Consider the following 22,186-nt stretch of genomic DNA (forward strand, 5'->3'; position numbering starts at 1 on the left):
AGTTGTAGCGAAAACTGACTAAAAGCATGGGGTAGAATCGCTGTTCCGGAAAATAAACCCCATACAGCCCATGCGCATCCCTCGCTTATTTCGCTTTACCGTTGTCTATTTGCTGGCCTTTATTGCTCTGGGGATACTGATCCGTCTGGGCTTTGCAACGGCTTTTGGTAACAAAGCAGATCCTTTGCCCGGCCATTTACTGGCGGAATCCATTTTGCTGGGGGCTCGTTTTGACTTGCGCTTGGGCCTGCTAAGCCTTGCACCGATGCTGCTGCTGGGCGGTTTTAAACTCACCACGCCCTTTAAAGAAGGGCTGGCCAGACGGCTGTGGCTAGTGTGGTTTGCGCTGGCATTTGCCGTGCTGATTTTTAGCCATATGGTCGATTTTGCCCATTACTCCTATCTGGGCGTTAAGCTTTCTGCCAGTGTACTTAATTTCTTATACAACCTGGATGAGTCGGCCGGCATGGTTTGGTCTACCTATCCCGTGGGCAAGCTAACGCTGGTCTGGGCCTTATCCGTATCTTTGCTGACATGGGGCGTGGCGGGGCTGATGCGTTGGGTTTCGCGTTTTGCAGGCTGGGAAGTGGGTAAATGGAAAACCAGCTTGCTGGTGCTGGTGTCCTTACTGGCTACTTTGCTGGGGATACACGGCAAGTTTTCGCAATATCCGCTGCGCTGGAGCGATGCCTATTACACAACAAACAGCTTTGCTGCCGCTGTGGCGCTGAATCCAGTTTTAAACTTTTTCGACACGATGTCTTATACCAAAGACACCTATTCAATTGACGATGTAAGGGCGGCTTACCCTGCGATTGCTGCATATTTAGGGGTGGATCATCCCGATGCTAAAACGCTGAATTTTGAGCGCCACATTCAGCCTAAGCCCACTGCATTTAAGGGTAAGCCGAATGTGGTGATGGTTTACTTGGAATCGTTCTCCGGCTACAAAACCAGCCTTTATGGCAACCCGCTGGAGACCACGCCATTTTTTACCCAAATGGCTAAAGAAAGCATTTGGTTTGATAATCTCTATACTCCGCACTTTGGTACGGCTCGCGGTATTTTTGCGGGCTTATCGGGGGTGCCTGATGTGGATTTAAGAGATACCTCCAGTCGTAATCCTGCTGCAGTTAATCAAAATGTATTAATTAATGCCTTTAAAGGCTACGAGAAAGATTATTTTATTGGCGGTAGCACTACCTGGGCCAATGTGCGCGGCGTGCTGACCAAAAATATTGACGGGCTGAAGATTCACGAAGAGGGCAGCTATAGTGCCCCGCGTAATGATGTGTGGGGTATTTCGGATAAAAATCTGTTCTATGAAGCAAATAAAGTATTTCGCGAGAAAAAATCCCCCTTCTTTGCCGTGATTCAAACTTCAGGTAATCATCGCCCTTATACCATTCCGGCAGAAGACACTGATTTTAAATTAAAAAATCCAAGTGTTGCCGAATTGCATGCCAATGGCTTTGCTGCGGTGGATGAATATAATTCATTCCGCTATATGGATTACTGCATAGAAAAATTCATAGAAGCGGCTAAGAAAGAAGCCTATTTTGATAATACGGTGTTTGTATTCTTTGGCGATCACGGCATTCGCGCTATGGGCCACGATGTAGGCCCGAATGTGCCGCGTGCGTTTCAGGATTTAAAACTATCCTCGGTGCACACGCCCTTTATTCTTTACGCGCCTAAGCTATTAAAACCTGCCCGATACGATAAAACTGCCTCGCAAATTGATATTTTGCCAACCATTGCTGGCTTGTTTAATTTGTCTTATATAAACAAAGGCATGGGCCGCGATTTGCTTGATCCGCGCTTTGATGCCTCCCGCTTTGCCTTTACGATTTACCCCGACGAAGGCGGCGAGATTGGTATCTTGGATAAGGACTGGTATTACATTATGCAAGTCAGCAAAAAAAGTGGTGGCTTGTTTGATATGAAATCCAATACCCCATCGGTCGATAAAGCCAGCGAGCACCCGGATATTGCCGCCAGAATGAAGCAGCAGTTAAGGGATTACTACACGGTATCGGATTACATGCTGACGCATAGCGGGGGGAAGTAATAACAAACCCAAATCCTGAACTACGGAGAACACAGAGAACACGTAGTTTCACGGAGAACAAGGCTTGAGATAAAGTTTTGAGTGTTTGAGTAGTTTAGTATTTTCAAAACCAGCAATTTTTATCGCTGCTGATGGCGCTGGGCTTTTTAAAGTCCTCTTGAAACACGCAAGCTCCGAACAAGCGGGGCGGGGGATCGCTTGGGAGCGAGACAGCGAGCCAATCCCGCCAGCCTCCGACCCGATTGGACCGCAAGGGGCCTTCGTGCTTTTGAGGTTGCGGCTTGGCTTCGTTTCTTGGCCGTTCAAGAAAGGAAGGCCCCGTTGTGGCTACCGCTCCAAAATCAATGTGCCGAAGGCACTAAAAAGATGATCGCTGAGTAACCTCAGCAGCCAATAAAAACGCCACCTCATCAAGGTGGCGTTTGTGCGTGCAAGCGTAAATTACGCCGCTTCAATCAGTAATTCGATTTCCACATTCTCATCAGAATACTGAATCTGCGCGAGTAGTACGGCGTCGACCATATTGGCGAAGTTTCTTAATACAATCGAGCGGGCCAGTGCCGGGCCCATGCAGCGGCGAAACTCGGGTACATAGGCTAATGCGCCCACATTATCATCCAGCAGCGCTTGTTCGTTATCGCTGATGATGTCTTTAATTTCTTTGCGAATGTCTTTTACTTCTTTAAACAGCTCGCTAGAGACTTCGCATAATGCGGCAAATTGCAGGGTGACATGCCCTGTGCTGCTTTTGCTAAAGGCACGGCCCAGTGTTTTAGAGACCTGGCTTAACTCCTGAATATCAAGGGCGGTGAGCTGCAGCCATTCAGGGTAGCGCTCTTTAATGCTGATAATGGCCTGGCGGATGCCCTCATTCTGGCGCAGGCTTTCTGGCAGCTGGCTGCATGCTTGGGCGATCAGGGTGTAGGTCTGTGTTTGACTCATATTGTGACTCCTCATTTTTATTAATATCGGTAGAGCAGGGCTGGTGTATTGGTCTTGTGAAGTTAAATTTTATAAAAGTAAGGCGGAATACTTATGCCCGTTCTCATTCTAATGTTAAGCATCAGCAGATAGAAATGATAAATTCAAACATCGCCGCTCTGTTTGATGAGATTTGCAAAAAATCAGCCGACTTGATTTTTTTTAATGTTTTTTTAGTTTAGCTATGGACGAGCCTCAATTTTTATACTATTATGCGTCCCTCTCTGCTTCTGACGAAGCAAGTATTTGAATGCCGACATGGTGAAATTGGTAGACACGCTATCTTGAGGGGGTAGTGACTTAGGTCGTGAGAGTTCGAGTCTCTCTGTCGGCACCAAAAAACAGAATATAAAAACGCCAGATTCTTACAAAAGAGTCTGGCGTTTTTGCATTTGCACGCCAGCTGATAAGATAGGGGCCCGATCCCTTACGAGTCTGAGATATGAGCCAATTCTGGAGCCCGCTGGTTAGAACGCTTACTCCCTATGTGCCGGGAGAGCAGCCCAAGCTGAGCAATCTCATTAAACTCAATACCAATGAAAATCCCTATGGCCCATCGCCCAAAGTATTGCAAGCCATGCAGGGCGAGCTGGGCGATACCCTGCGCCTGTATCCGGATCCGAATGGTGATCATTTAAAAGCGGCCATTGCCGCGTATCATGGCGTGGATAAATCTCAGGTTTTTTTGGGCAATGGCTCGGATGAAGTGCTGGCCCATGCTTTTGCTGCGTTGCTTAAGCACGATGCGCCGCTGCTGTTTCCTGATATCAGCTACAGCTTTTATCCGGTCTACTGTGGTCTGTATGGCATTGATTATCGCCTTGTGCCGCTGACGGCTGATTTTGCGATTAATATCGACGATTATGATCAGCCTTGCGGCGCGATTATCTTTCCCAATCCTAACGCCCCCACTGCTAAATTGCTCTCTGTGGAAGCTGTAGAAACATTATTGCAGCGTCATCCGCAGCAAGTGGTTTTGGTCGATGAGGCGTATATCGATTTTGGCGGAGTGAGCGCGATTGCTCTGGTGAATCGCTATCCCAATCTGTTAGTGGTGCAAACGCTGTCTAAATCACGCTCTTTGGCCGGTCTACGTGTGGGTTTTGCCATTGGCCATGCAGATTTAATCGAGGCGCTGGAGCGGGTTAAAAATAGTTTTAACTCTTATCCTCTGGATAAGGCTGCCTTAGCGGGGGCGGCGGCTTCTTTTGCAGATGAGGCCTATTTTCAGCAAACCTGCCGGGCCATTATTGCGACGCGTGAGCATTTAAGCCAGGCAATGGAGCAGATGGGCTTTGAAGTCTTGCCTTCAGCCGCTAATTTTATTTTTGCCCGTCACCCGGATTACGATGCGGCGCAGCTGGCGGCCGCTTTGCGAGAGCGATCGATTATCGTGCGGCACTTTAAGCAAAATCGTATCGATCAGTTTTTACGTATCAGCATAGGTACAGATAAAGAATGCGCGGCCCTGATAGAAGCCTTACACGCGTTGTTGTCTTTATCCGTGGTGCGATGAAGCCAAGCCAATATTTTGGGCAAGCATGGCGGTTTAAATCTATAAATTGAGTGTTCTGCCATTCTTTGGTGATACTTAAATGATCGAGCTTCCTGCTGGTGGTTCTGCCGCACGCAATCCGGATCTGGATTGGAGTCAGGTGCGTGAAACAATGCTGATGCTGGGTATTGCTGTGGCTCAAGTAAAGCATGCTGTAGCAGAAAGTAATGCATCGCTAAATGCATTGGCCTTTTCTTTTGCGGATACCCATGATCGGATTGAATCTTTACGCAACGATTTATTAGCGCAGGCTTCATCTCTGCCCGCCGAGCTTGATTTAGACAGCAAAATTGCAGAAATTGGCCAGCGCAATATGCAGGCTGTGATTGCATTTCAGTTTTATGATCGCTTATCGCAGCGTTTGGATCATGTGTGCGGCACGATTAGTGGATTGGCCGAGCTGGTTTCTGATCGCAACCGGCTCTACGTTCCATCGGAATGGATGGCTTTGCAAGACAGGATTCGCTCGCAATATTCGATGGAGCAAGAGAAAAAACTATTTGATGATATTTTAAATGGTATGGATATTCGTCAGGCTTTGTCTATGGCGGCCAGCATGGTGCCGGTGGCCAGTGATGAGAGTACGGGGCCGGAATCGGGGGATATCGAACTGTTTTAATCGATTTAAATTTGATATAAAAATGGCCGCTTTGAGAGAGCGGCCTTTTTTGCGTATGTATTATGGATAGCGCATCGCTTGCGTGATCAATATGAGGCAAGCTCAGGCTGTATTTTTCCAGACTTAAACAGATGTACGCCGGTAATTATTTCTTTTTTGCTTCATTTATTTGAGCACTGGCTTGGGCTGCCGCATTGCCAAATGTCGTGACGGGTGTAGTGGCTACTTTTTCTTTCTTTGGTTTTTTAGTTTCGCGATTGCTGCGTACCTGACCCTTAGCCATGATATTTATCCCTGCTGTTATGCCATGTGGCGCAGCCAGCCTACGCGATATTGGGGGGTAAGGGTAAAAGTATTGTTTGGATGTGATTAATGATGGCTTGGCTGGGAAGGGATTTGACTGCTTGTTCGGAGCGAAGCGTGTTTTCAGTGGGGGCAAAGCCCTGCGCCGAAAGTGTTGTTATTGTACTTAGGGCCTGTTTCATCCCAACGCCTTACTAAAGGCGTAGCCAAGTCAACACAGCTTGGCTACGCCATTCTTACTTTAAGCAGCTACCGACATCATCAGGCTGTTTAAACGCTTCACAAAGGTCGCTGGGTCATCCAGCTGTGCGCCTTCGGCCAGCTGGGCTTGATCGAACAAGAGTTCGGTCCAGTCGCCAAAGCGCTCGCCTTCCAGCTCGGCTTTTAGTTTTTTCACCAGCATATGTTCCGGGTTGATTTCCAGAATCGGCTTGCTGCCTTTGACATCCTGGCCAGCAGATTTCAAGAGGCGCTCTAAGTTGGCGCTCATATCCTGGTTTTCTACCACGATGCAGGCTGGGCTGTCGGTCAGGCGGTTGGTTACTCGAACATCTTTTACTTTGTCGCCTAGTACCGCTTTCACTTTATCCAGCACGTCTTTCAGCTCGCTGGCGGCGGCTTCCTGTTGCTGTTTCTCTTCTTCATTTTCAAACTGAGAAAGATCCAACTCACCTTTAGTCACAGATTGCAATTTCTTGCCGTCAAACTCGGTTAAGCCAGAGATCATCCACTCGTCAACGCGCTCGCTCATCAGCAGCACTTCGATACCTTTCTTGCGGAAGACTTCGAGGTGCGGGCTGTTTTTAGCTGCAGCAAAGCTGTCGGCGGTAATAAAGTAGATCTTGTCCTGGCCTTCTTTCATGCGGCCCACATAGGCAGCAAGGCTGACATTCTGATCTGCGGAATCCGTATGCGATGAGGCAAAGCGAAGCAGGCCGGCAATGCGGTCTTTATTGGCAAAGTCTTCGGCAACGCCTTCTTTCATCACGCGGCCAAATTGTTCCCAGAAAGTCACATACTTGGCTTGCTCGGCGGCATCGTCAGAATTGGCCATGGATTCTAGTAAGCCTAGCACTTTTTTCACGCAGCCTTGCTTAATCTGCTCGATGTCTTTGCTGTGTTGCAGAATTTCACGGCTCACATTCAGCGGTAAGTTGCTGCTGTCGATCAGGCCGCGTACAAAGCGCAGGTATTGTGGCAGCAGCTTTTCTGCATCTTCCATGATAAATACGCGGCGCACATACAGCTTAATGCCATGGCGGCGCTCACGGTCGTGCATATCAAAGGGGGCGCGTTGCGGGATGTAGAGCAGCTCGGTGTATTCTTGCTTGCCTTCTACGCGGGCATGGCTCCATGCCAGTGGCGCTTCAAAATCGTGCGACACATGTTTGTAGAATTCGGTGTATTGCTCGTCGCTGATTTCAGATTTTGGACGCGCCCACAGTGCGGAAGCCTGGTTAACGGCTTCAACGCCCTCTGCCGGGGTGATATTGCCTTCATCATCGTAGCCTGCTGTTTTTGGCATAAAGATAGGCAGGGTGATGTGGTCGGAATACTTGCGGATAATCGAGCGCAGGCTCCAGTCCGACAGGTATTCGTCTTCGCCTTCTTTGAGGTGCAGTACGATTTCGGTACCACGGCCTTCTTTAGCTACTTCTTCTAGGGTGAATTCGCCATCGCCCGCGGATTCCCATTGGGTGGCGGTGGTTTCACCTGCGCGGCGTGATGTCAGGGTGACTTTATCGGCCACGATAAAGGCGGAGTAGAAGCCCACACCAAACTGGCCGATCAGATTAGCGTCTTTCTGAGCATCGCCAGAGAGCTTGCCAAAAAACTCTTTGGTGCCAGAGCGGGCAATGGTACCGATGTTTTTCACGACTTCGTCACGGCTCATACCGATGCCGTTATCGCTTAATGTCAGAGTACGTGCTTCTTTATCAAAGGAAAGGCTGATCTTTAACTCGCTGTCTTCCCCATATAAGCTTGCATCATTCAGTGCTTCAAAGCGCAGCTTGTCGCAGGCGTCGGATGCATTAGAGATCAGCTCACGCAGGAAAATCTCTTTATTAGAGTAAAGAGAGTGGATCATCAGCTGTAGAAGCTGTTTAACTTCGGTTTGGAAGCCTAGTGTTTCTTTTGCCATTGAAGTGCTCTGCTTATAAGTTGAACAAAGATGTGTTGATAAGTGGGGCCAGCTGGCCGCTGTTCAAGTCCGCAGGTGCTAAATTTCAACATTGCACTGTGATGGCCCGGGCATATTTTGCCGGATTAAATTAAACCGTCGTTCGGCGATAAGATACTGGTACTCTGTGGCAGGCTTTGCCTTAAATTACGTCTGGCCAGAATCTTGGTTTGTGCTTCAGCAGGAAGATCAGTCAGTAATAGTAAGTTTTTACGAATTAACGCATCAATAACGTCTTCAATCACCCGGATTAAATCGCTGTCTAATGAATGGAATAATTCGGTGTTGGCAGGGGCCCCGATAAAACTCACCAATTCTGGCGCGTTTTGCGGAACAAACTCGCTGGCTGCTGTATTGGCATCGCGAAAAACCGCGCTGATTTGGCCGTTTAAATCTCGTGTGATGTAGGGCATTGTGGATCCTTATTAATGATGAGCTGCGTATTTAGTTTAAGCGGGCAGGGAAAAAAGTATATATGAGCGTTTACAAACTTGAGATTTTAAAGGCTGACGCAGTAAAGAAGCGAAAAAATGCTCCACCCTTACTGATGATTCATGGTGCTTACGCAGGCTCCTGGTGCTGGGAGAGTTATTTTCTGCCTTATTTTACAGAAGCAGGCTGGGATGTCATTGCGCCCAGCTTACGCGGCCATGCGGGCAGCATGGGCAGAGAGAGACTCGATCACTTTGGCATTGATGATTATGTAAAAGATATTTTGCTGATGATTGCCGATATGCCAGAGCCGCCGGTGCTGATTGGGCACTCGATGGGCGGTCTGGTGGCGCAGCGGGTGGCTAGGCAAGCAAAGCTGGCGGGCATGGTGCTGCTGGCCAGCGTTGCACCTTATGGCGTAGCCGCTTCTTTTGCTCACCTTGTGGCTTCTCAACCGGGGTTATTGTGGAATCTGGGTCAGTTTCAGTGGCATGGTGCGGCAGCAGCAGGCAACCCAAGCTTTGTGCGCGAGCTCTTGTTTTCGTCTAAAACAGATCGGGAAATGGTGGATCACTTTGCTGCCCGTGCCCAGCCTGAATCGATGTTGGCCTTAACTGAAATGGCGATTCCTCATCTTTTTGCCGGTTTAAACTGCCCCAAATTGCCCTGTCTGGTGTTGGGGGCGGGCGCTGATCAGCTGATCCCGCCAAGCGACAGCCACGCTTGCGCCAGTGCCTGGCATACCAAGGCAATCATTATTGAAGATTGCGGCCACGCCATGATGGCGGATTTTCATAAAACAGAAGTGGCTAAGGAAATACATGATTGGCTGGATTTGACTTATCCAGAAGCGGTTTGAAAGTAAGGGATTGCAGCGATGCTATAACGGCGGATTTTCATAAAACAGAAGTGGCTAAGGAAATACATGATTGGCTGGATTTGACTTATCCAGAAGCGGTGAGAAAGTAAGAGATTGCGGCGATGCTATAACGGCGGATTTTCATAAAACAAAAGTGGCTAAGGAAATACATGATTGGCTGGATTTGACTTATCCAGAAGCGGTTTGAAAGTAAGGGATTGCGGCGATGCTATAACGGCGGATTTTCATAAAACAGAAGTGGCTAAGGAAATACATGATTGGCTGGAGCAGACTTATCCTGAAGATTGAATTTGCTCAACACTTGCCCTAGGGGTTGGTTTTCTCTGTGTGCTGCCCTTACCGGTCTTTGTGCCCGCAGAATTTTTGAGAAGATGTTTTGATTGAATACTTATACCAGACGTAGTGGAGTTTTAAAGATGGGCGAAAAAGTAAAGAAAAGTGACGCAGAGTGGCGTGAGCAACTCAGCGCCGAAGCATATCGGGTGGCCAGAGAGGGCGGCACCGAGCGGCCTTTTTCGGGCGAGCATTACCGCCAGACAGGCAGCGGCAAGTATCACTGCATCTGCTGTGACACGGTGTTATTTGAATCCGAGCGCAAATTTGATGCGGGCTGCGGCTGGCCGAGTTTTTGGGCTGAGGCTGCAGGCGCCAATATCCGGCGGATCAGGGATGGTAGCCACGGCATGATTCGGGTGGAAGTACGCTGCAGTCATTGTGATGCCCATCTGGGCCATGTTTTCCCGGATGGGCCCATGCCTACTGGTGAGCGCTATTGTATTAACTCGGTTTCCATTGAATTTAAACCGCATGGCAGCGATTAATGCTCGTGTTATTTTTACCTTCATCGTCAGTACAGCCTGAATCGTCATAAGCAGTAAAATTCTCCCCCTTATTGAAAGGGTTATATATGCAGACACAGCTGGTTCAGATGCTGGCGATTAAACCGCAGCAGGGTATTCCGTGGAGACGGGTGTTGCGGGTGATGATTGCGGTGGGCTTACCCCTGGGCATTGCGCTGCTGCGGGGCGAGTTTTTACCGGCTGTGTATGGTGCGGTAGCAGGCTTTTACACCATGTTTGTGGATAATGGTGGCAATACATCCGAGCGGATCACCGTGATGGTGTATATGACAGTAGGCATGCTGCTGGCAGGAATTGCAGGCGTTGCCGGGCACTATGTGCAGGGTGCGCCGCTGGCCTTTCTGCTGGCGTTTGCGATCTTTACCGGCTGGCTGCAGGGCGCAGGTAATTCTGTCGAAATGATGAGCAAGTACTGGCTGATTGCTTTTTTGTTTGGCGACAGTGCCCCCTTACTATCACCTCTGGCGGGTACTTATTTATTGTTAGGCGGGGCTTCGGGCATTTTTGCCGTGCTGCTGGACCGGTTTATCTTTCGCTCGCCCGAGGCTAAAAACGGCCCCATGCTGTATGAAGCAATGAGCCGCCTTTTACGCCGTGATCATAATAATTCTATTTTTGCCTTCTATTTTGCGGCCAAAGTGGTGCTGGCCTATCTAATTGGCTATGGCCTTGGCTTGGAGCGCGCTTATTGGCTGCCGCTGACCGTGGTGCTGGTGACGGTTTACGATAATAAGCTGACGATTGATCGTATGGTGCAGCGTTTAATCGGCTCCATTATTGGCGCTTTACTGGGCTGGGCCATATTGCATTTCTTTCAGGCCGAATGGCAACTGGCTGCGCTGGTGGTGATTCTGGCGGCGGTTACCCCGATTTGCCTGGAGCGCAATTACTGGCTGGCGGTGATTCCGATTACAGCACTGGTAATGGTCTTGCTTGATTTTGGGGGTGAGCACCATATGCTGGTGCGTGCTCGGGTAGAAAACACCATTCTGGCCTGCATCTTATCCGGCCTTGGGTCTTTGCTCTTTATTCGTTTAAAGCCTGATTACTTTAATAAGAAAGTGAAGAAAAGAATCAGGGCAGAAGAGTAGGGCGCCGTTTAATTAAGCGGCTTCATCAGGCCTGCAAGCGCATGGCAGGCGGGCAAGCTGGATGTAGCCCCAGGCTTACCCCGCGCAGCATATGCAGAGGCTGCGCAGCTGACATAGCTAAAAAAACGCCCCATGATTTCTCATGGGGCGTTTTTTATGGGGTGAAGCGGTGCTTAGAGGCCCAGCTTACCGTGCAGTTCTTCTGCTTTGCTGCAAGAGCCAGCCAGAATAATCCCGATCAGCGCGAATACATACACAATCACGGAAGAATTCAGCGCCCAGTGCAGGCCGTAATTCGAGAAGATATACGCTGATACAGAAGCAAAAATCAGTGTACCAACCGAACCGCAAGTCAGGATAGTAGAGATCAGGCTTGGTGGAGACACTTTCACTTGCAAGCTGCCGTAGCTGATCAGGCCAGAGTAAATACCTGAGTTAAAGAAGCCAAAGCAAACCAGTGCTACGCCGATTACAGTGGCTTGTGGCACATTTGCAATCGTTGCAATGCTGGCTGTACCGACGATGGCCGAAGCAATCAGGAAGGTACGCAGTTGTACATAGCGCACAGTGTAGTGGTTCAGCCACAGGCCAGTGGCCTTAGAGCCCCAGTACAGCGTAACGTACAGTGCGGCGGTATCTACCGGCAGTTTTACAGCATCCTGCAGGTAAGTTGGCAGCCACATGGTGAATACCAGCTCGGCGTAAATAAACGCAAAGGCAGCAAAACACACGTAGTAAATAGCTTTGCCCCAAGGTTCTTTAACCGCAGTGCCATCGGTCGATTTTACTTCACGCTCAACGGTTGGGAATTTCGCCTTAGCGATCAACACAATCAAGAGTAATGAAATAGCCGACATCAGGAAGTACATCACCAACCAGCTGGCGTTGTGCTTGAACAGATAGCCCAGAATCACCGGCAATACCACACCGGCAAAGCTGAAGAAGAAGTCGGTAAAAATCAGGCTGGATGAGCGATCTTTAGGATCCGGATTAATCCGCACCACTAAATAACTACCCACGGCCATGGTGATACCGGCCGCAGCGCCAATCATCAGCACGGTAAAGCCAAACAGCGTGATCGATGGCACAACGGTCAGTACCACGGTCAGTGCGATGGTGACGGCCGAAGCAATCGCCAGCAGTGATTTGATGCTGTATTTCTGCATCAGTACACCGCCCACCAGAATCGGCACAAACAGACCAAAATTCAGCAGGGTAAACATCTGGCCGATAAAGCCAGGGTCTTTATGAAATGCCGTTGATACCGGGCCAAGTACTAGGCCCAGTGTGGTGATTAAAGCGCCAGTGAAGAAATAGCACACGTAAGCGATCAGATTTAATCTCTTCTTAGAATCTTTTTGAACGTCCATGATTACAGAGCCACCACAATGTTTTTAACCCACTTAGAAAACTTCTCGGATACGCTGTTGGCCACATCCACCACGGCAGCGTGGTTGTGATGCGTTTTAGCCAGGCCCGTCGCCATATTGGTAATGCAGGAAATACCCAGCACTTCCATACCAAAGTAATTAGCCATAATCACTTCATAAACAGTCGACATCCCTACTGAATCTGCGCCGTAGGATTGAACCATTTTAATTTCAGCGCGGGTTTCGTAAGTTGGGCCTGTCATCTTCACATAGGTGCCTTTCTTAGGCGCTACGCCAGATTCAGTCGCAAGCGATTCAGCCAGAGCAATCAGGCGTGGTGAGTAAGGCGCAGTTTGGTCTAAGAAACGCGGGCCGCATGCATCGTCATTTTTGCCGATCAGCGGGTGGTTGCCGGTCAGGTTGATATGATCATCAATAATCATGATGTCACCTGCGGTAAAGCTTGGGTTGCAGCCACCTGCCGCATTACTGACGATCAGCTGTTTGATGCCCAGCTCTTTAAACACAGCAATCGGGAAAGTTACTTCTTGTGGGGTGTAGCCTTCATAGTAATGAAAGCGGCCTTCCATAATCAGTACGTTTTTACCGTCTGCTACTTCAGCAATCGTCAGCTTGCCCTTATGGCCAGCTACGGATGATTGCGGGAAGTGTGGAATATCGCCGTAAGAAATACTTTCTAATACTTTAACGATTTTGGTGAAGTCGCCTAAACCAGAGCCCAGAATAACTGCTGTTTCTGGGATGGCATGGCTGAATGCTTTTTGCAAATGGGCTGCGGAAAGCTTGGCTTCTTCATGACGAACGTTATTCATGGTTGAAATCCTGTTGTTGTGTATTAATTATTTAGTGTGTTTTAAAAATGACTTGGTTTTTTTAAGCTCTTCAATGGTGTATTTGTAATCGATTGATTTAAAACCTGAGTTGTTTTAAATCAAGTCTGTCTGATTCAGATTGTACGGTATTTTGTTTCTTAAATGAACAGACAGATGAATGGTCGATTTTTTTGAAGGGGCGATTCTCTATTATCAGTAAACTGACTGGCATAAGGTGAACTAATTACGCTGATCCGCGCTTGAAAAAATAGGTCATAGAATACAATGGATTAGCTAAATATTTTATCCGACGGGCGTGGGTATATTTCTTATGCTTATTGATAGTAATCAATGGTTTTTAAATATTTACGGCTCAATTTTATTTGATGCCTGATTGTTTGTTATTTTAAATATTGATTGGTGATGGTGCCGGGCGCTAAAGGTGTATTTAATTTTTTGAAAAAAGTAGTATTACTACTTAATTGGGTCTCTCATATTAAGTATGCCGTATGTAATCAATAACATAGTGGCTATTTCAATATTTAATAAAGGGCATTTCTAAGGAAAGTATGCCATTGCAGCTTTAATTATTTGCCACTTAGAAAGAGGGAAATGAATGTTTAGCACCTTGCTTATCTTGCAGATATTGCCTCTTGCTTCATCTTGCTGCCAAAGAACTTTTTGCACAGCATTGATCGGGCAAGAGGCATTGTTGTGATCATTTAAAGGCTCATTACCGCGACCCAGCCAAATGCGAGTACAGGCAAATTAAAGTGCAGGAAGGTGGGCACCACGGTATCCCACATATGATCATGCTGGCCGTCGATATTTAAACCTGCAGTTGGCCCTAGGGTGGAATCCGCAGCGGGCGATCCCGCATCCCCCAGCGCCCCAGCCGTGCCAATCAGGCAGACAATTGCTTCCGGGCTCAGCCCCAGCTTGATGGCCAGCGGTACATAAATGGTGGCAAGAATAGGCACAGTAGAAAAAGAAGAGCCAATCCCCAGCGTTACGACCAAGCCCACCAGCAGCATTAGAAACACTGCTAGCGGCTTATTGCCACCAATGTATTGCATGGAATGCTCAACTAGGCTGGTGACGTCCCCAGTAGCTTTAAGCACTTCGGCAAAGCCGGATGCGGCAATCATAATCAGGCCAATCCCGGCCATCATTTTCATGCCTTCTGCAAAAATGCCATCCGCTTTATTGAGCGGCACGGCACCGCCCACTACACAAATCACAAACCCGGCTAATGCGCCAAACAGCATGGAATCGGCATAGAGCTGGGTGATAAACGTGCCCGCCATTGCCAGCCCCGCTACTGAAAGGCTGCGGCGGCTGTAGTGCACGTCTTCGCGCTCTACAGCTGCAATGGCATCAATATTGTACTGGCGGGGTTTACGGTAGCTGATAAACACGGCGATCAGCAAACCCGTGACCATGCCCAACGCAGGCAGCGCCATGGCATGCATTACATCCACATGGCTGGCGTCTAAGCCTGATTTTGCAATGTTGCCGAGCAGAATTTGTTGCAGAAAGATCTCACCAAAACCCACAGGAAACACCATATAGGGGGTGACCAAACCAAAAGTCAGGATACAGGCCAGCAAACGACGATCCACTTTCAGCCTTGCTAAGGTGTAGAGCAGGGGGGGGACCACCAGCGGGATAAAGGCAATATGGATAGGCAGAATATTTTGCGAAGCAATGGCAAGGCCAAGTAGCGCTAGAATGATCCCCCATTTTACTTTTGTGCCGGTGCTGCTTTGCTGCGCCAGCCTAGCTAAGCCATCTGCCATGGCATGCGGCAGGCCTGATTCGGCCAGCGCGAGTGCAAATGCGCCCAAAAGAGCGTAAGACAGAGCAATGCCTGCGCCGCCACCCAGGCCAGAATTAAAAGCGGTCAGTGTCTGAGCAATATTCAGCCCGCCAAACAGGCCCCCTGCCATGGCGCTGACTAAAATGCTGATTACCACATTCACGCGGCTAAGAGAGAGTGCCAGCATCAGTGTGACGGCAATTAAGACGGCATTCATAAGTGGATTCGGCAGGGAAAAAAACCGGACTTTAACCCGCGATGGAAATTTTTGCTCAGGGAATTAAGGAACTTTCCGCAAAACGGTGTTATTCCCGATCGCTTATTTATCTGTGTAAGAAATGTTTTTCTGGTGCTAACATCACGCGCCGCAGCCTCTTGGGCGGATTTTTCTGCTGTATTTTGCAATGCTTTGAAGTGCTTTAATGCTAGAAAAGGAAGATGTAATGATTGGAGAAGATACAGGTCAGGGCCATGGCTTAAAGCGTAATTTACGCGCTCGACATCTCACCATGATCGCCATCGGCGGATCGATTGGTACGGGGCTGTTTGTGGCTTCTGGTGCAACGGTTGCACAGGCAGGCCCGGGTGGTGCTTTGCTTGCCTACGCTGTTATCGGGCTGATGGTTTACTTTTTGATGACCAGCCTGGCGGAAATGGCCGCCTATATGCCGGTCTCCGGTTCTTTTTCTACTTATGGCGCTAAATTTGTTGAGCCAGGCTTTGGCTTTGCGCTGGGTTGGAACTATTGGTACAACTGGGCGGTGACTATTGCCGTAGAGCTAGCTGCGGCCAGTATGGTGATGAAGTTCTGGTTTCCTGACAGCCCCGGCATGCTCTGGAGTGCGATATTTCTAGCGATTATGTTTGCGCTGAATTTTATCTCGGTCAAAGGCTTTGGCGAGGCAGAATACTGGTTCTCCTTAATTAAAGTGGTGACGGTGATTGTGTTTATCGGCACCGGTCTCTTTATGGTGTTTGGCATCATGAAGGGCACCCATACGGTTGGGCTGGAAAACTTTACCCTTGGCGACGCACCCTTTGTAGGAGGATTCCCCGCCATGCTCGGGGTGGCGATGATTGCTGGGTTCTCTTTTCAGGGCACCGAGTTAATCGGTATTGCTGCGGGCGAATCGGCTAATCCGGAAAAAGATATTCCTCGTGCGATTAAACAGGTCTTCTGGCGCATTCTGCTGTTTTATGTGTTTGCCATTTTGATTATTGGCCTCTTGATTCCCTATACCGACCCAAATCTATTAAAGGGTGATGTCTCTGATATTGGGGTAAGCCCTTTTACCCTAGTGTTTAAAAACGCCGGGATTGCTTTTGCCGCCAGCTTAATGAATACCGTGATTTTAACGGCCATTTTATCGGCAGGTAATTCAGGCATGTATGCCTCTACCCGTATGCTGTATTCCTTAGCGACCGAAGGTAAAGCACCTGAAATATTTGCCCGATTATCCAGTAATGGTGTGCCAAGAAACGCGCTTTATGCCACCACCGTGGTGGGGATGCTATGCTTTTTTGCCTCTATTTTTGGTGATAAAACAGTGTATCTGTGGCTGTTAAATACCTCAGGGATGACGGGTTTTATTGCATGGCTAGGTATTGCCATTTGTCATTACCGCTTTCGCAAAGGCTATATTGCCCAAGGGCGTGATTTAAAGGCGCTGCCTTATCGCTCCCGCTTTTATCCTATGGGGCCATTGTTTGCTTTTGCGCTTTGTATGGTGATTATGCTGGGCCAGAATTATCAGGCTTTTATGGCCGGCAAAATTGATTGGGCCAGCGTTGCGGCAACCTATATTGGCATTCCGCTCTTTTTAGTAATCTGGTTTGCTTATAAATATAAGAACAAAAGCAAATTTGTATCGCTCTCTACAATGGATTTAGACAGCCAGCGTGATTAAGCGTCAGCCTCGCTCAAGCAAAATGCCCCAGTCTGTGATTGGGGCGTTTTTTTTAGCTCTTATTATCCGCCCTTTTTTGTTTGCCCCAGTTATCGCCCAATATTTTATCGTGATGGCCGTGCAAATACGGGTTTGTTGTTTGAGCGGGAATGCGCCCGCCGGATGAATCAGCGCCTTCTTTTAATAAAGAGGATATAACGCTCTAAAAAAGACATGCACCACTGTACGCAGTGTGAAATTAAATATCTTGCAGGGAAAGTCTGAAAAGCTAAGATTAGATTGTGAGGTGTATTTTTTAATCATTTACTCATTGGAAATAACCTTGAAAATTACTCACCGGCTTACTTTATTAGTGGCTACAACAGCCATATCCATCTTGCTGTTGATTACGGTCAGCTTTTTAAAGCTGAGTGCAATTAATGTGCTGGTAGAAGAGGTGGTGGCTAATGTGATGCCTTCATTAGAAACGCTCAATGATGCCGAGCTGGCCTTTATGGCCGCACGTCGTATGGAATTAAGCCATATTATTGAAAGCGATCCTCAGCAAAAGCAGGCCCAGATCAATAAAATGCAAACCTCTCTGGCAGAGGTCGACCGCCTTTTGCAAAGCTATGAAAAATTTACAGATGATGATACGGATCGGAAAAACCTAGCTGCAGCCGTGGCAGAGCTGGCCATTTTAAAACCGCTGATTGCAGAAGGCGCTCGTTTTTCGCTAACCCTGCCGCCAGATGAAGCACGCAGTTATATTTCTAAAAGTGTTACGCCGCAGGCTGAAAAATTTTCAGCGGCCTTAAGTACTGCAAAAGCGCATAACAGTGATTATTCCAAAGAAGCCAGCCGCGATGTTAAAGCACAGATATCGAACGCCATTGCTTCCTCTTTAACGGTGGGCTGTATCTTATTGTTTCTGGCTTTTGCCTTAGGAATCTGGATTACCCTTGGGATTAAAAAACCACTGCAGGATTTACGTCAGTTTTTAGTTGATTTAGGCACAAATTACGATTTTACCCGGCGTATGAAAGTGAGCGGGAATGATGAAATTGCCGAATCCTTAATTGCCTTAAACGGCCTGCTGGATACACTGCAAGGCAGCTTGCAGCAGCTGCACCGTATTGGCCGGGATGTAACGGGCACGGCGGGTGAGTTGTCTGAAAGCAGCCATGAGCTGTCTAATGCATCTCAGCATGTCAGTGGAGCCGCATCCAGTATGGCAGCGGGTGTTGAAGAGGTGACTGTAAGCATCGGCCTAGTTGCAGATCGGAGCAGCCAGTGTGACCGCACCGCGCGTGAAGCAGGCAGGATGGCTGCAAGTGGGGGGGATGTGATTGAAAGTACGATTCAGAGTATTCAGCAAATTGCCGCAGATGTACGCGTTTCAGCCGGGCAAATTGAATCACTGAAAGAGCGCACCGCTAGCATTAATAGCGTGGTGAATGTGATTAAAGAGATCGCTGATCAGACTAATTTATTGGCACTTAATGCGGCAATTGAAGCCGCGCGGGCAGGGGAGCAGGGCCGTGGCTTTGCTGTGGTTGCAGATGAAGTGCGCAAGCTTGCCGAGCGAACCAGCCTTTCAACGCAAGAAATTGTTTCTACCGTGAGTGCGATTCAAAGTGAAGCGAATGCGACTGTTCTGAGCATGCAACATGCGGTTAAACAAGTTGAGCATGGCGTGCAATGTGCCCAGGAAGCAAGCACGGCCATTGCCAGTATTCGTAAGAACGCCGATCAGGTGGTGGAGCAGGTCAGTGAAATCAGTGACTCTATGCGTGAGCAAAGCTCGGCCAGCAATATGATGGCGCAGCAGGTAGAGCAAGTGGCGCAGATGTCAGAGGAAAGCAGCTCTGTTGCCCAGAATACCGCAAACGAAAGTGCCCGCCTGCGGCAGCTGAGCAGCGAGCTGGATGAGGCGATTGCTTATTATCGGGTGTAATGCATGGGCTCAGAATTGGGCCTGTAAGATACCGCAGGGAGCTTGCAGCACTCCCTGCCTTTTCACTTGCAAGCCGGTTATAAACCGCCCGCGGGTATCTTGATTTGCCTGATATATTCTTTCATGAAAGTATCAAAATTGTGTTCGGCAAAAGCCCGCCGGGCAATTGCGTTGTAGCGGTCGCGCAGGCTCTCCTGACCTAAGGCAAATGCAGCGTAAAGCTTGATATGAGGGGTGGGCAAAGCAAGGATACGTACTGGCACACAGGCCCATTTGGCAAAATACAAGGCCGTAGCCGAGCTGGAAAAATACACTGCATCCAGTCGGCCAGACGCGAGCAACTTCATATTTGAGGATTCCCAATCCAGCATGGTGGCCTCGATAATTTTGATTTGCGGATGTTTAAAAAAATCTGGCGTAGAAGTTCAAACCTGATCTGACAATCTTGCCTGAAGCAATATGAGGACTATCAGATCGAGTCTCAACTTCTCTGTGCTCGGCTATCGAATGGTTCAAAGATCCTGTCATCAAATGCTTCTGTAAGCACCCCAGATGAGCAAAGCCATTCCATTGCTTCTGCCAGACCATTACCAGCGATATGAATATCTTCGCTATATCTTGGAAGTACGTGGATCCTTTCAGGATGGCTAGCGTGGACAATCAGCTCATCACCATCGTACGTATCTCCAATGATGATGCTCTCAAGTGCGGTTTCTTTAGAAAGAGTGTCTCTGCCATTGTCCCAAAACCAGTACTGCATGATTCTTTGACGCCACTCTTCGTTGTTGTTGATTCCGCTAAGGATACGATGGGGCGGATAGATTCTTACGTAGGTACCACCCAATATCCCTTCACCGAAGCGGGTGACGTATTCACGGTAGCCGGATGGAAAGCAAATTCCCAGTTTTACCTCTGCTTCGTCAACTTCAGACTCAGATGACAGAAAAAGTTTGGCTGCATCATTGATCAGCGATATTTTATCAAACACTTCTTTTCTCCTGTGATATGGCTTGATTGGATGAGTCAAGCTTACGTTCAGCGCAAAGGGAGGGCCGGCTTCGGCTGTGGTTCAGAAATCGCGGTTGAATGTCTGCTTCCCCCGCTTTATTGATGAGAAAGGCCTTGGTGTAAATTCAGGCAGGAAAGGATAAAACTTATTAGTTTTTATCAACCGTTTTTTTAGCCGCATTCGCACGGCGTTTAAATTCTGAACGTATAAATCTTTTAAACCCTTTGCTGCCCATGTTTTTGGTTTCCTGAAGTAAATTATTTCCATTTTTTCCTTCAGCAAACACATCTGCTCCTGCATTCACCAGTAAACGAAAGCAGTGCTTTTTTCTTTTAAGCGAGCCGCTGTAAATTTTCCCAAGCATGAGTAGTGGTGTTTGCCTGTAAACATCATCCAAGGCATGGATGTCTCCATTATTTTTCAAAGCCCACTTAATTGCCGGAGGGTGATACCACCAGCAATAATAATGCAGCGGAGTTAGTCCTTTTTCTCCAATCTGCGGGGAGTAAAGAGTTGGTTTTTCTATATTCAGACACCTAATGTTGGATTTTTTTTTGCAGACGCGCCAAGAGGGAGGCTATTGCCAGCATGAAAGCTCTTTTTGCCAGTCTGGTTTAATAAAACCTTCTGCGGCACGGGGTGATAGCTGACACATGCCGTTTAAAACACCGGCATTTTGACCATGACTAAAGTCGTAGGGGAGCGCGTTTATGAGCTCTTTTGCTGATAAAGATAATTCGCTGCCCAAGCCGATCTCCTGGCTTAGCTTTGGGTACGTTTCTGAAATTGTTTTTTTTGCTTGCCTGACAGTTTTTTTGCTTAGTTTATGGTGGTAGAGGCAAAGGTCTAATTGATGCCATGTCCACATGACTAATTCTCCTGCGGTTCTGCATTGCATTTCTTTGTTGTCTTCAACCTCAGCAAATGTAACAGGGCTAAGCAATGCACCAAACAGGATGGCGAAAATGACTTTAACGATTATCAAATGCGTTGATATTTGAATTACCGGCGGGCGTGTAAAGCGTCCGTTGAATAAATGCTTATGTTTCAATTTTAATGCCATCCCCTCGCGTGATCTCTCCGTTGCTGAGCACGTCGGCCAGCAGGCCGCCGCGGTGAAGCCAGTGCTTTATTACCGCAGCAGAGGTAAGGGTTTTACTACTCAGGCTGCTGCCCAACAGGCTGCATGGCTCGCACAGCTCAATACCGCGCAGCCTAACATTGCCGATTAAGAATTCCACATTCACCAGCTCGTTTAACCTTACGCCCCGGGTGATCAGGTTGCGGCGTGTGATCGACAGATCTGCAGGGCGGGTTTGCTCCGCGCAAAAACGCTCAATCTCCTCGGCCTCAACTAGGGTGATGTTTTGGCCGGGGTGCGTTTTTTTCCCACAGTTCCGGTCACCCTGAATGCCCTTTTGGCTTTGAACCGTAATCTGTTCACACTCTACCTGAGCCGCACCACGCTCCGAGCTGATGAAAATTCGTTCAACAATCATTGCCTTGCTCCTGATGCAAAACGTTTTAGGGAAGCTACGTAAAGCGGGCTTGGTTAAGCAGAGTGGCTGGCGTTGTTATCTGTCTGTGGCAAGCGCATCAACCAGCATTCTGCTGACAATGCCGGAAATATTGCTTAGTGTTTTTCTCAGTAATTCCGGCTCTCTGAGGTACTGCTCAAACTCATAGCCATACTTATTCTCTGCATTGAGAGGGGCTGCGAACTCTGTTTTTTGCCATGCAATCTCGCCATTGGGTTTCTTGAGTGTGGCGGTGACGTTCAGCAGTGGAAACAATAAGGAGCTAAAGCCCTGAGTCTGGCCAAAGCCGTAGACATTAACGGTGAGCGACAGGTCGCCCTGCGCCATACTGCCCGGGTCAGCTTGCGTCAGCAGACCGCGTGATGCAGATGCGGCGAAGAATTCGTTTTTAATGATTAATGAGAGATCAATTCCGTTGGCCTTCATGGTTTCAAGAAGTTGCTCCTTTGGCTCCTTGGGCACGCTTTCAGCCATAGCGGCTCCTAAAAGCCCTCCCACGCTCAAAAATGACTGAGCCCGGCCATGAAAGAACATATCCGCTGGTATTGCTGGCGGCGCTTGCATGGTGACCGCTTTAATCTTTGCCCTGTCGGACTCGCTCATGCGTACGGTTGGACCGCCAGCGCAGCCCGCAAGTAGTGTGGCTAGCAGAAGAGCAGCGAGTTGGAGGAATCGGGTGAATAGCATATCTCTCCGGGATTGTTTTGAGGTGTGTGTGAAAGTGAAGGTGCTGCGCTGCAGAAGAACAGTGTTAAGTGTTAATCTGCACGGCCTGAAGAGCTAAGTTTGAGCCGCAGTAT

Annotated in this window: 23 protein-coding genes, 1 tRNA gene and 1 pseudogene; 10 read left to right on the forward strand and 15 right to left on the reverse strand. The window is 48.4% G+C overall.

Annotated features, from left to right (window positions below):
* The first annotated feature begins 70 nt into the window (after positions 1–70).
* Entirely contained in the window at positions 71–2,071 is a 2,001-nt protein-coding gene (locus DYD62_RS02790; RefSeq protein ID WP_115225974.1) for an LTA synthase family protein, read from the forward strand.
* Between the two features lie 441 nt (positions 2,072–2,512).
* On the opposite strand, the gene DYD62_RS02795 is transcribed toward DYD62_RS02790, so the two are convergent.
* Positions 2,513–3,013, reverse strand: coding sequence for a hypothetical protein (locus tag DYD62_RS02795; protein ID WP_115225975.1), 501 nt, complete (start codon positions 3,011–3,013; stop codon positions 2,513–2,515).
* Between the two features lie 291 nt (positions 3,014–3,304).
* Here DYD62_RS02795 and DYD62_RS02800 point away from each other — a divergent pair.
* From DYD62_RS02800 to DYD62_RS02810, 3 genes are all read left to right on the forward strand, one after another.
* Positions 3,305–3,389, forward strand: a tRNA-Leu gene (locus DYD62_RS02800).
* A gap of 105 nt (positions 3,390–3,494) precedes the next feature.
* Positions 3,495–4,568 carry a histidinol-phosphate transaminase gene (gene hisC / locus DYD62_RS02805; protein ID WP_115225976.1) on the forward strand — a complete coding sequence of 358 codons (1,074 nt, stop codon included), beginning with the start codon at positions 3,495–3,497 and terminating at the stop codon, positions 4,566–4,568.
* A 79-nt stretch (positions 4,569–4,647) separates the two neighbouring features.
* Positions 4,648–5,226 carry a hypothetical protein gene (locus tag DYD62_RS02810; RefSeq protein ID WP_115225977.1) on the forward strand — a complete coding sequence of 193 codons (579 nt, stop codon included), beginning with the start codon at positions 4,648–4,650 and terminating at the stop codon, positions 5,224–5,226.
* Positions 5,227–5,371: 145 nt separating this feature from the next.
* On the opposite strand, the gene DYD62_RS23555 is transcribed toward DYD62_RS02810, so the two are convergent.
* The 3 genes from DYD62_RS23555 to DYD62_RS02820 all read right to left on the reverse strand — a co-directional run bounded on the left by DYD62_RS23555 (position 5,372) and on the right by DYD62_RS02820 (position 8,124).
* A complete protein-coding gene (locus tag DYD62_RS23555) occupies positions 5,372–5,509 on the reverse strand; it encodes a hypothetical protein (protein ID WP_165928586.1) in 138 nt (45 codons plus the stop codon).
* 261 nt (positions 5,510–5,770) lie between these two features.
* Positions 5,771–7,672 (reverse strand): molecular chaperone HtpG, encoded by a 1,902-nt coding sequence (htpG, locus tag DYD62_RS02815; RefSeq protein ID WP_115225978.1) that lies wholly within the window; start codon positions 7,670–7,672, stop codon positions 5,771–5,773.
* Between the two features lie 125 nt (positions 7,673–7,797).
* The gene (locus DYD62_RS02820) at positions 7,798–8,124 is read right to left on the reverse strand and encodes a hypothetical protein (protein WP_115225979.1); all 327 of its coding nucleotides are present in this window, start codon (positions 8,122–8,124) and stop codon (positions 7,798–7,800) included.
* Between the two features lie 62 nt (positions 8,125–8,186).
* On the opposite strand from DYD62_RS02820, the gene DYD62_RS02825 reads away from it, so the two are divergent.
* From DYD62_RS02825 to DYD62_RS02835, 4 genes are all read left to right on the forward strand, one after another.
* A complete protein-coding gene (locus tag DYD62_RS02825; protein WP_115225980.1) occupies positions 8,187–9,002 on the forward strand; it encodes an alpha/beta hydrolase in 816 nt (271 codons plus the stop codon).
* A 70-nt stretch (positions 9,003–9,072) separates the two neighbouring features.
* Positions 9,073–9,210, forward strand: a complete 138-nt coding sequence (locus DYD62_RS23560) for a hypothetical protein (protein ID WP_165928587.1) — start codon at positions 9,073–9,075, stop codon at positions 9,208–9,210.
* Positions 9,211–9,439: 229 nt separating this feature from the next.
* Positions 9,440–9,844, forward strand: a complete 405-nt coding sequence (gene msrB, locus DYD62_RS02830; RefSeq protein ID WP_099399261.1) for a peptide-methionine (R)-S-oxide reductase MsrB — start codon at positions 9,440–9,442, stop codon at positions 9,842–9,844.
* An 86-nt stretch (positions 9,845–9,930) separates the two neighbouring features.
* The gene (locus DYD62_RS02835) at positions 9,931–10,974 is read left to right on the forward strand and encodes an FUSC family protein (protein ID WP_115225981.1); all 1,044 of its coding nucleotides are present in this window, start codon (positions 9,931–9,933) and stop codon (positions 10,972–10,974) included.
* A gap of 8 nt (positions 10,975–10,982) precedes the next feature.
* Here the strand turns inward: DYD62_RS02835 and DYD62_RS24195 are convergent, their stop codons facing one another.
* The 4 genes from DYD62_RS24195 to DYD62_RS02850 form a co-directional block, all read right to left on the reverse strand.
* Entirely contained in the window at positions 10,983–11,108 is a 126-nt protein-coding gene (locus tag DYD62_RS24195; protein WP_267896105.1) for a hypothetical protein, read from the reverse strand.
* Positions 11,109–11,147: 39 nt separating this feature from the next.
* On the reverse strand, positions 11,148–12,344 hold the full coding sequence (gene tsgA, locus DYD62_RS02840; protein ID WP_115225982.1) for an MFS transporter TsgA: 1,197 nt from the start codon (positions 12,342–12,344) through the stop codon (positions 11,148–11,150).
* Between the two features lie 2 nt (positions 12,345–12,346).
* Positions 12,347–13,177, reverse strand: a complete 831-nt coding sequence (locus DYD62_RS02845) for a purine-nucleoside phosphorylase (protein ID WP_115225983.1) — start codon at positions 13,175–13,177, stop codon at positions 12,347–12,349.
* A 722-nt stretch (positions 13,178–13,899) separates the two neighbouring features.
* Complete coding sequence (locus DYD62_RS02850; protein WP_115225984.1) at positions 13,900–15,213, reverse strand: Na+/H+ antiporter family protein; 1,314 nt, start codon at positions 15,211–15,213, stop codon at positions 13,900–13,902.
* A gap of 226 nt (positions 15,214–15,439) precedes the next feature.
* On the opposite strand from DYD62_RS02850, the gene DYD62_RS02855 reads away from it, so the two are divergent.
* Positions 15,440–16,903, forward strand: a complete 1,464-nt coding sequence (locus DYD62_RS02855; protein ID WP_115225985.1) for an amino acid permease — start codon at positions 15,440–15,442, stop codon at positions 16,901–16,903.
* Positions 16,904–17,225: 322 nt separating this feature from the next.
* Positions 17,226–18,839, forward strand: a complete 1,614-nt coding sequence (locus tag DYD62_RS02860; RefSeq protein ID WP_165928588.1) for a methyl-accepting chemotaxis protein — start codon at positions 17,226–17,228, stop codon at positions 18,837–18,839.
* Between the two features lie 77 nt (positions 18,840–18,916).
* Here the strand turns inward: DYD62_RS02860 and DYD62_RS02865 are convergent, their stop codons facing one another.
* From DYD62_RS02865 to DYD62_RS02890, 7 genes and pseudogenes are all read right to left on the reverse strand, one after another.
* Positions 18,917–19,186 carry a transporter substrate-binding domain-containing protein gene (locus tag DYD62_RS02865; protein WP_115225987.1) on the reverse strand — a complete coding sequence of 90 codons (270 nt, stop codon included), beginning with the start codon at positions 19,184–19,186 and terminating at the stop codon, positions 18,917–18,919.
* A gap of 134 nt (positions 19,187–19,320) precedes the next feature.
* Positions 19,321–19,827, reverse strand: a complete 507-nt coding sequence (locus DYD62_RS02870) for an SMI1/KNR4 family protein (RefSeq protein WP_115225988.1) — start codon at positions 19,825–19,827, stop codon at positions 19,321–19,323.
* A gap of 169 nt (positions 19,828–19,996) precedes the next feature.
* Positions 19,997–20,245 (reverse strand): hypothetical protein, encoded by a 249-nt coding sequence (locus DYD62_RS02875; protein ID WP_132038601.1) that lies wholly within the window; start codon positions 20,243–20,245, stop codon positions 19,997–19,999.
* Between the two features lie 6 nt (positions 20,246–20,251).
* Positions 20,252–20,389 (reverse strand): annotated as a pseudogene (locus tag DYD62_RS24360) (hypothetical protein); the annotation flags it as partial.
* A 36-nt stretch (positions 20,390–20,425) separates the two neighbouring features.
* Complete coding sequence (locus DYD62_RS02880) at positions 20,426–20,911, reverse strand: hypothetical protein (protein ID WP_115225990.1); 486 nt, start codon at positions 20,909–20,911, stop codon at positions 20,426–20,428.
* The gene (locus tag DYD62_RS02885; protein WP_207916282.1) at positions 20,889–21,347 is read right to left on the reverse strand and encodes an MOSC domain-containing protein; all 459 of its coding nucleotides are present in this window, start codon (positions 21,345–21,347) and stop codon (positions 20,889–20,891) included. Before DYD62_RS02885 ends, DYD62_RS02880 begins: the two co-directional genes overlap by 23 nt.
* Positions 21,348–21,422: 75 nt before the next feature.
* Positions 21,423–22,073 carry a hypothetical protein gene (locus DYD62_RS02890; protein ID WP_115225991.1) on the reverse strand — a complete coding sequence of 217 codons (651 nt, stop codon included), beginning with the start codon at positions 22,071–22,073 and terminating at the stop codon, positions 21,423–21,425.
* Positions 22,074–22,186: the final 113 nt, after the last annotated feature.

It is taken from the genome of Iodobacter fluviatilis (assembly GCF_900451195.1).
Classification (GTDB): Bacteria; Pseudomonadota; Gammaproteobacteria; order Burkholderiales; family Chitinibacteraceae; genus Iodobacter; species Iodobacter fluviatilis.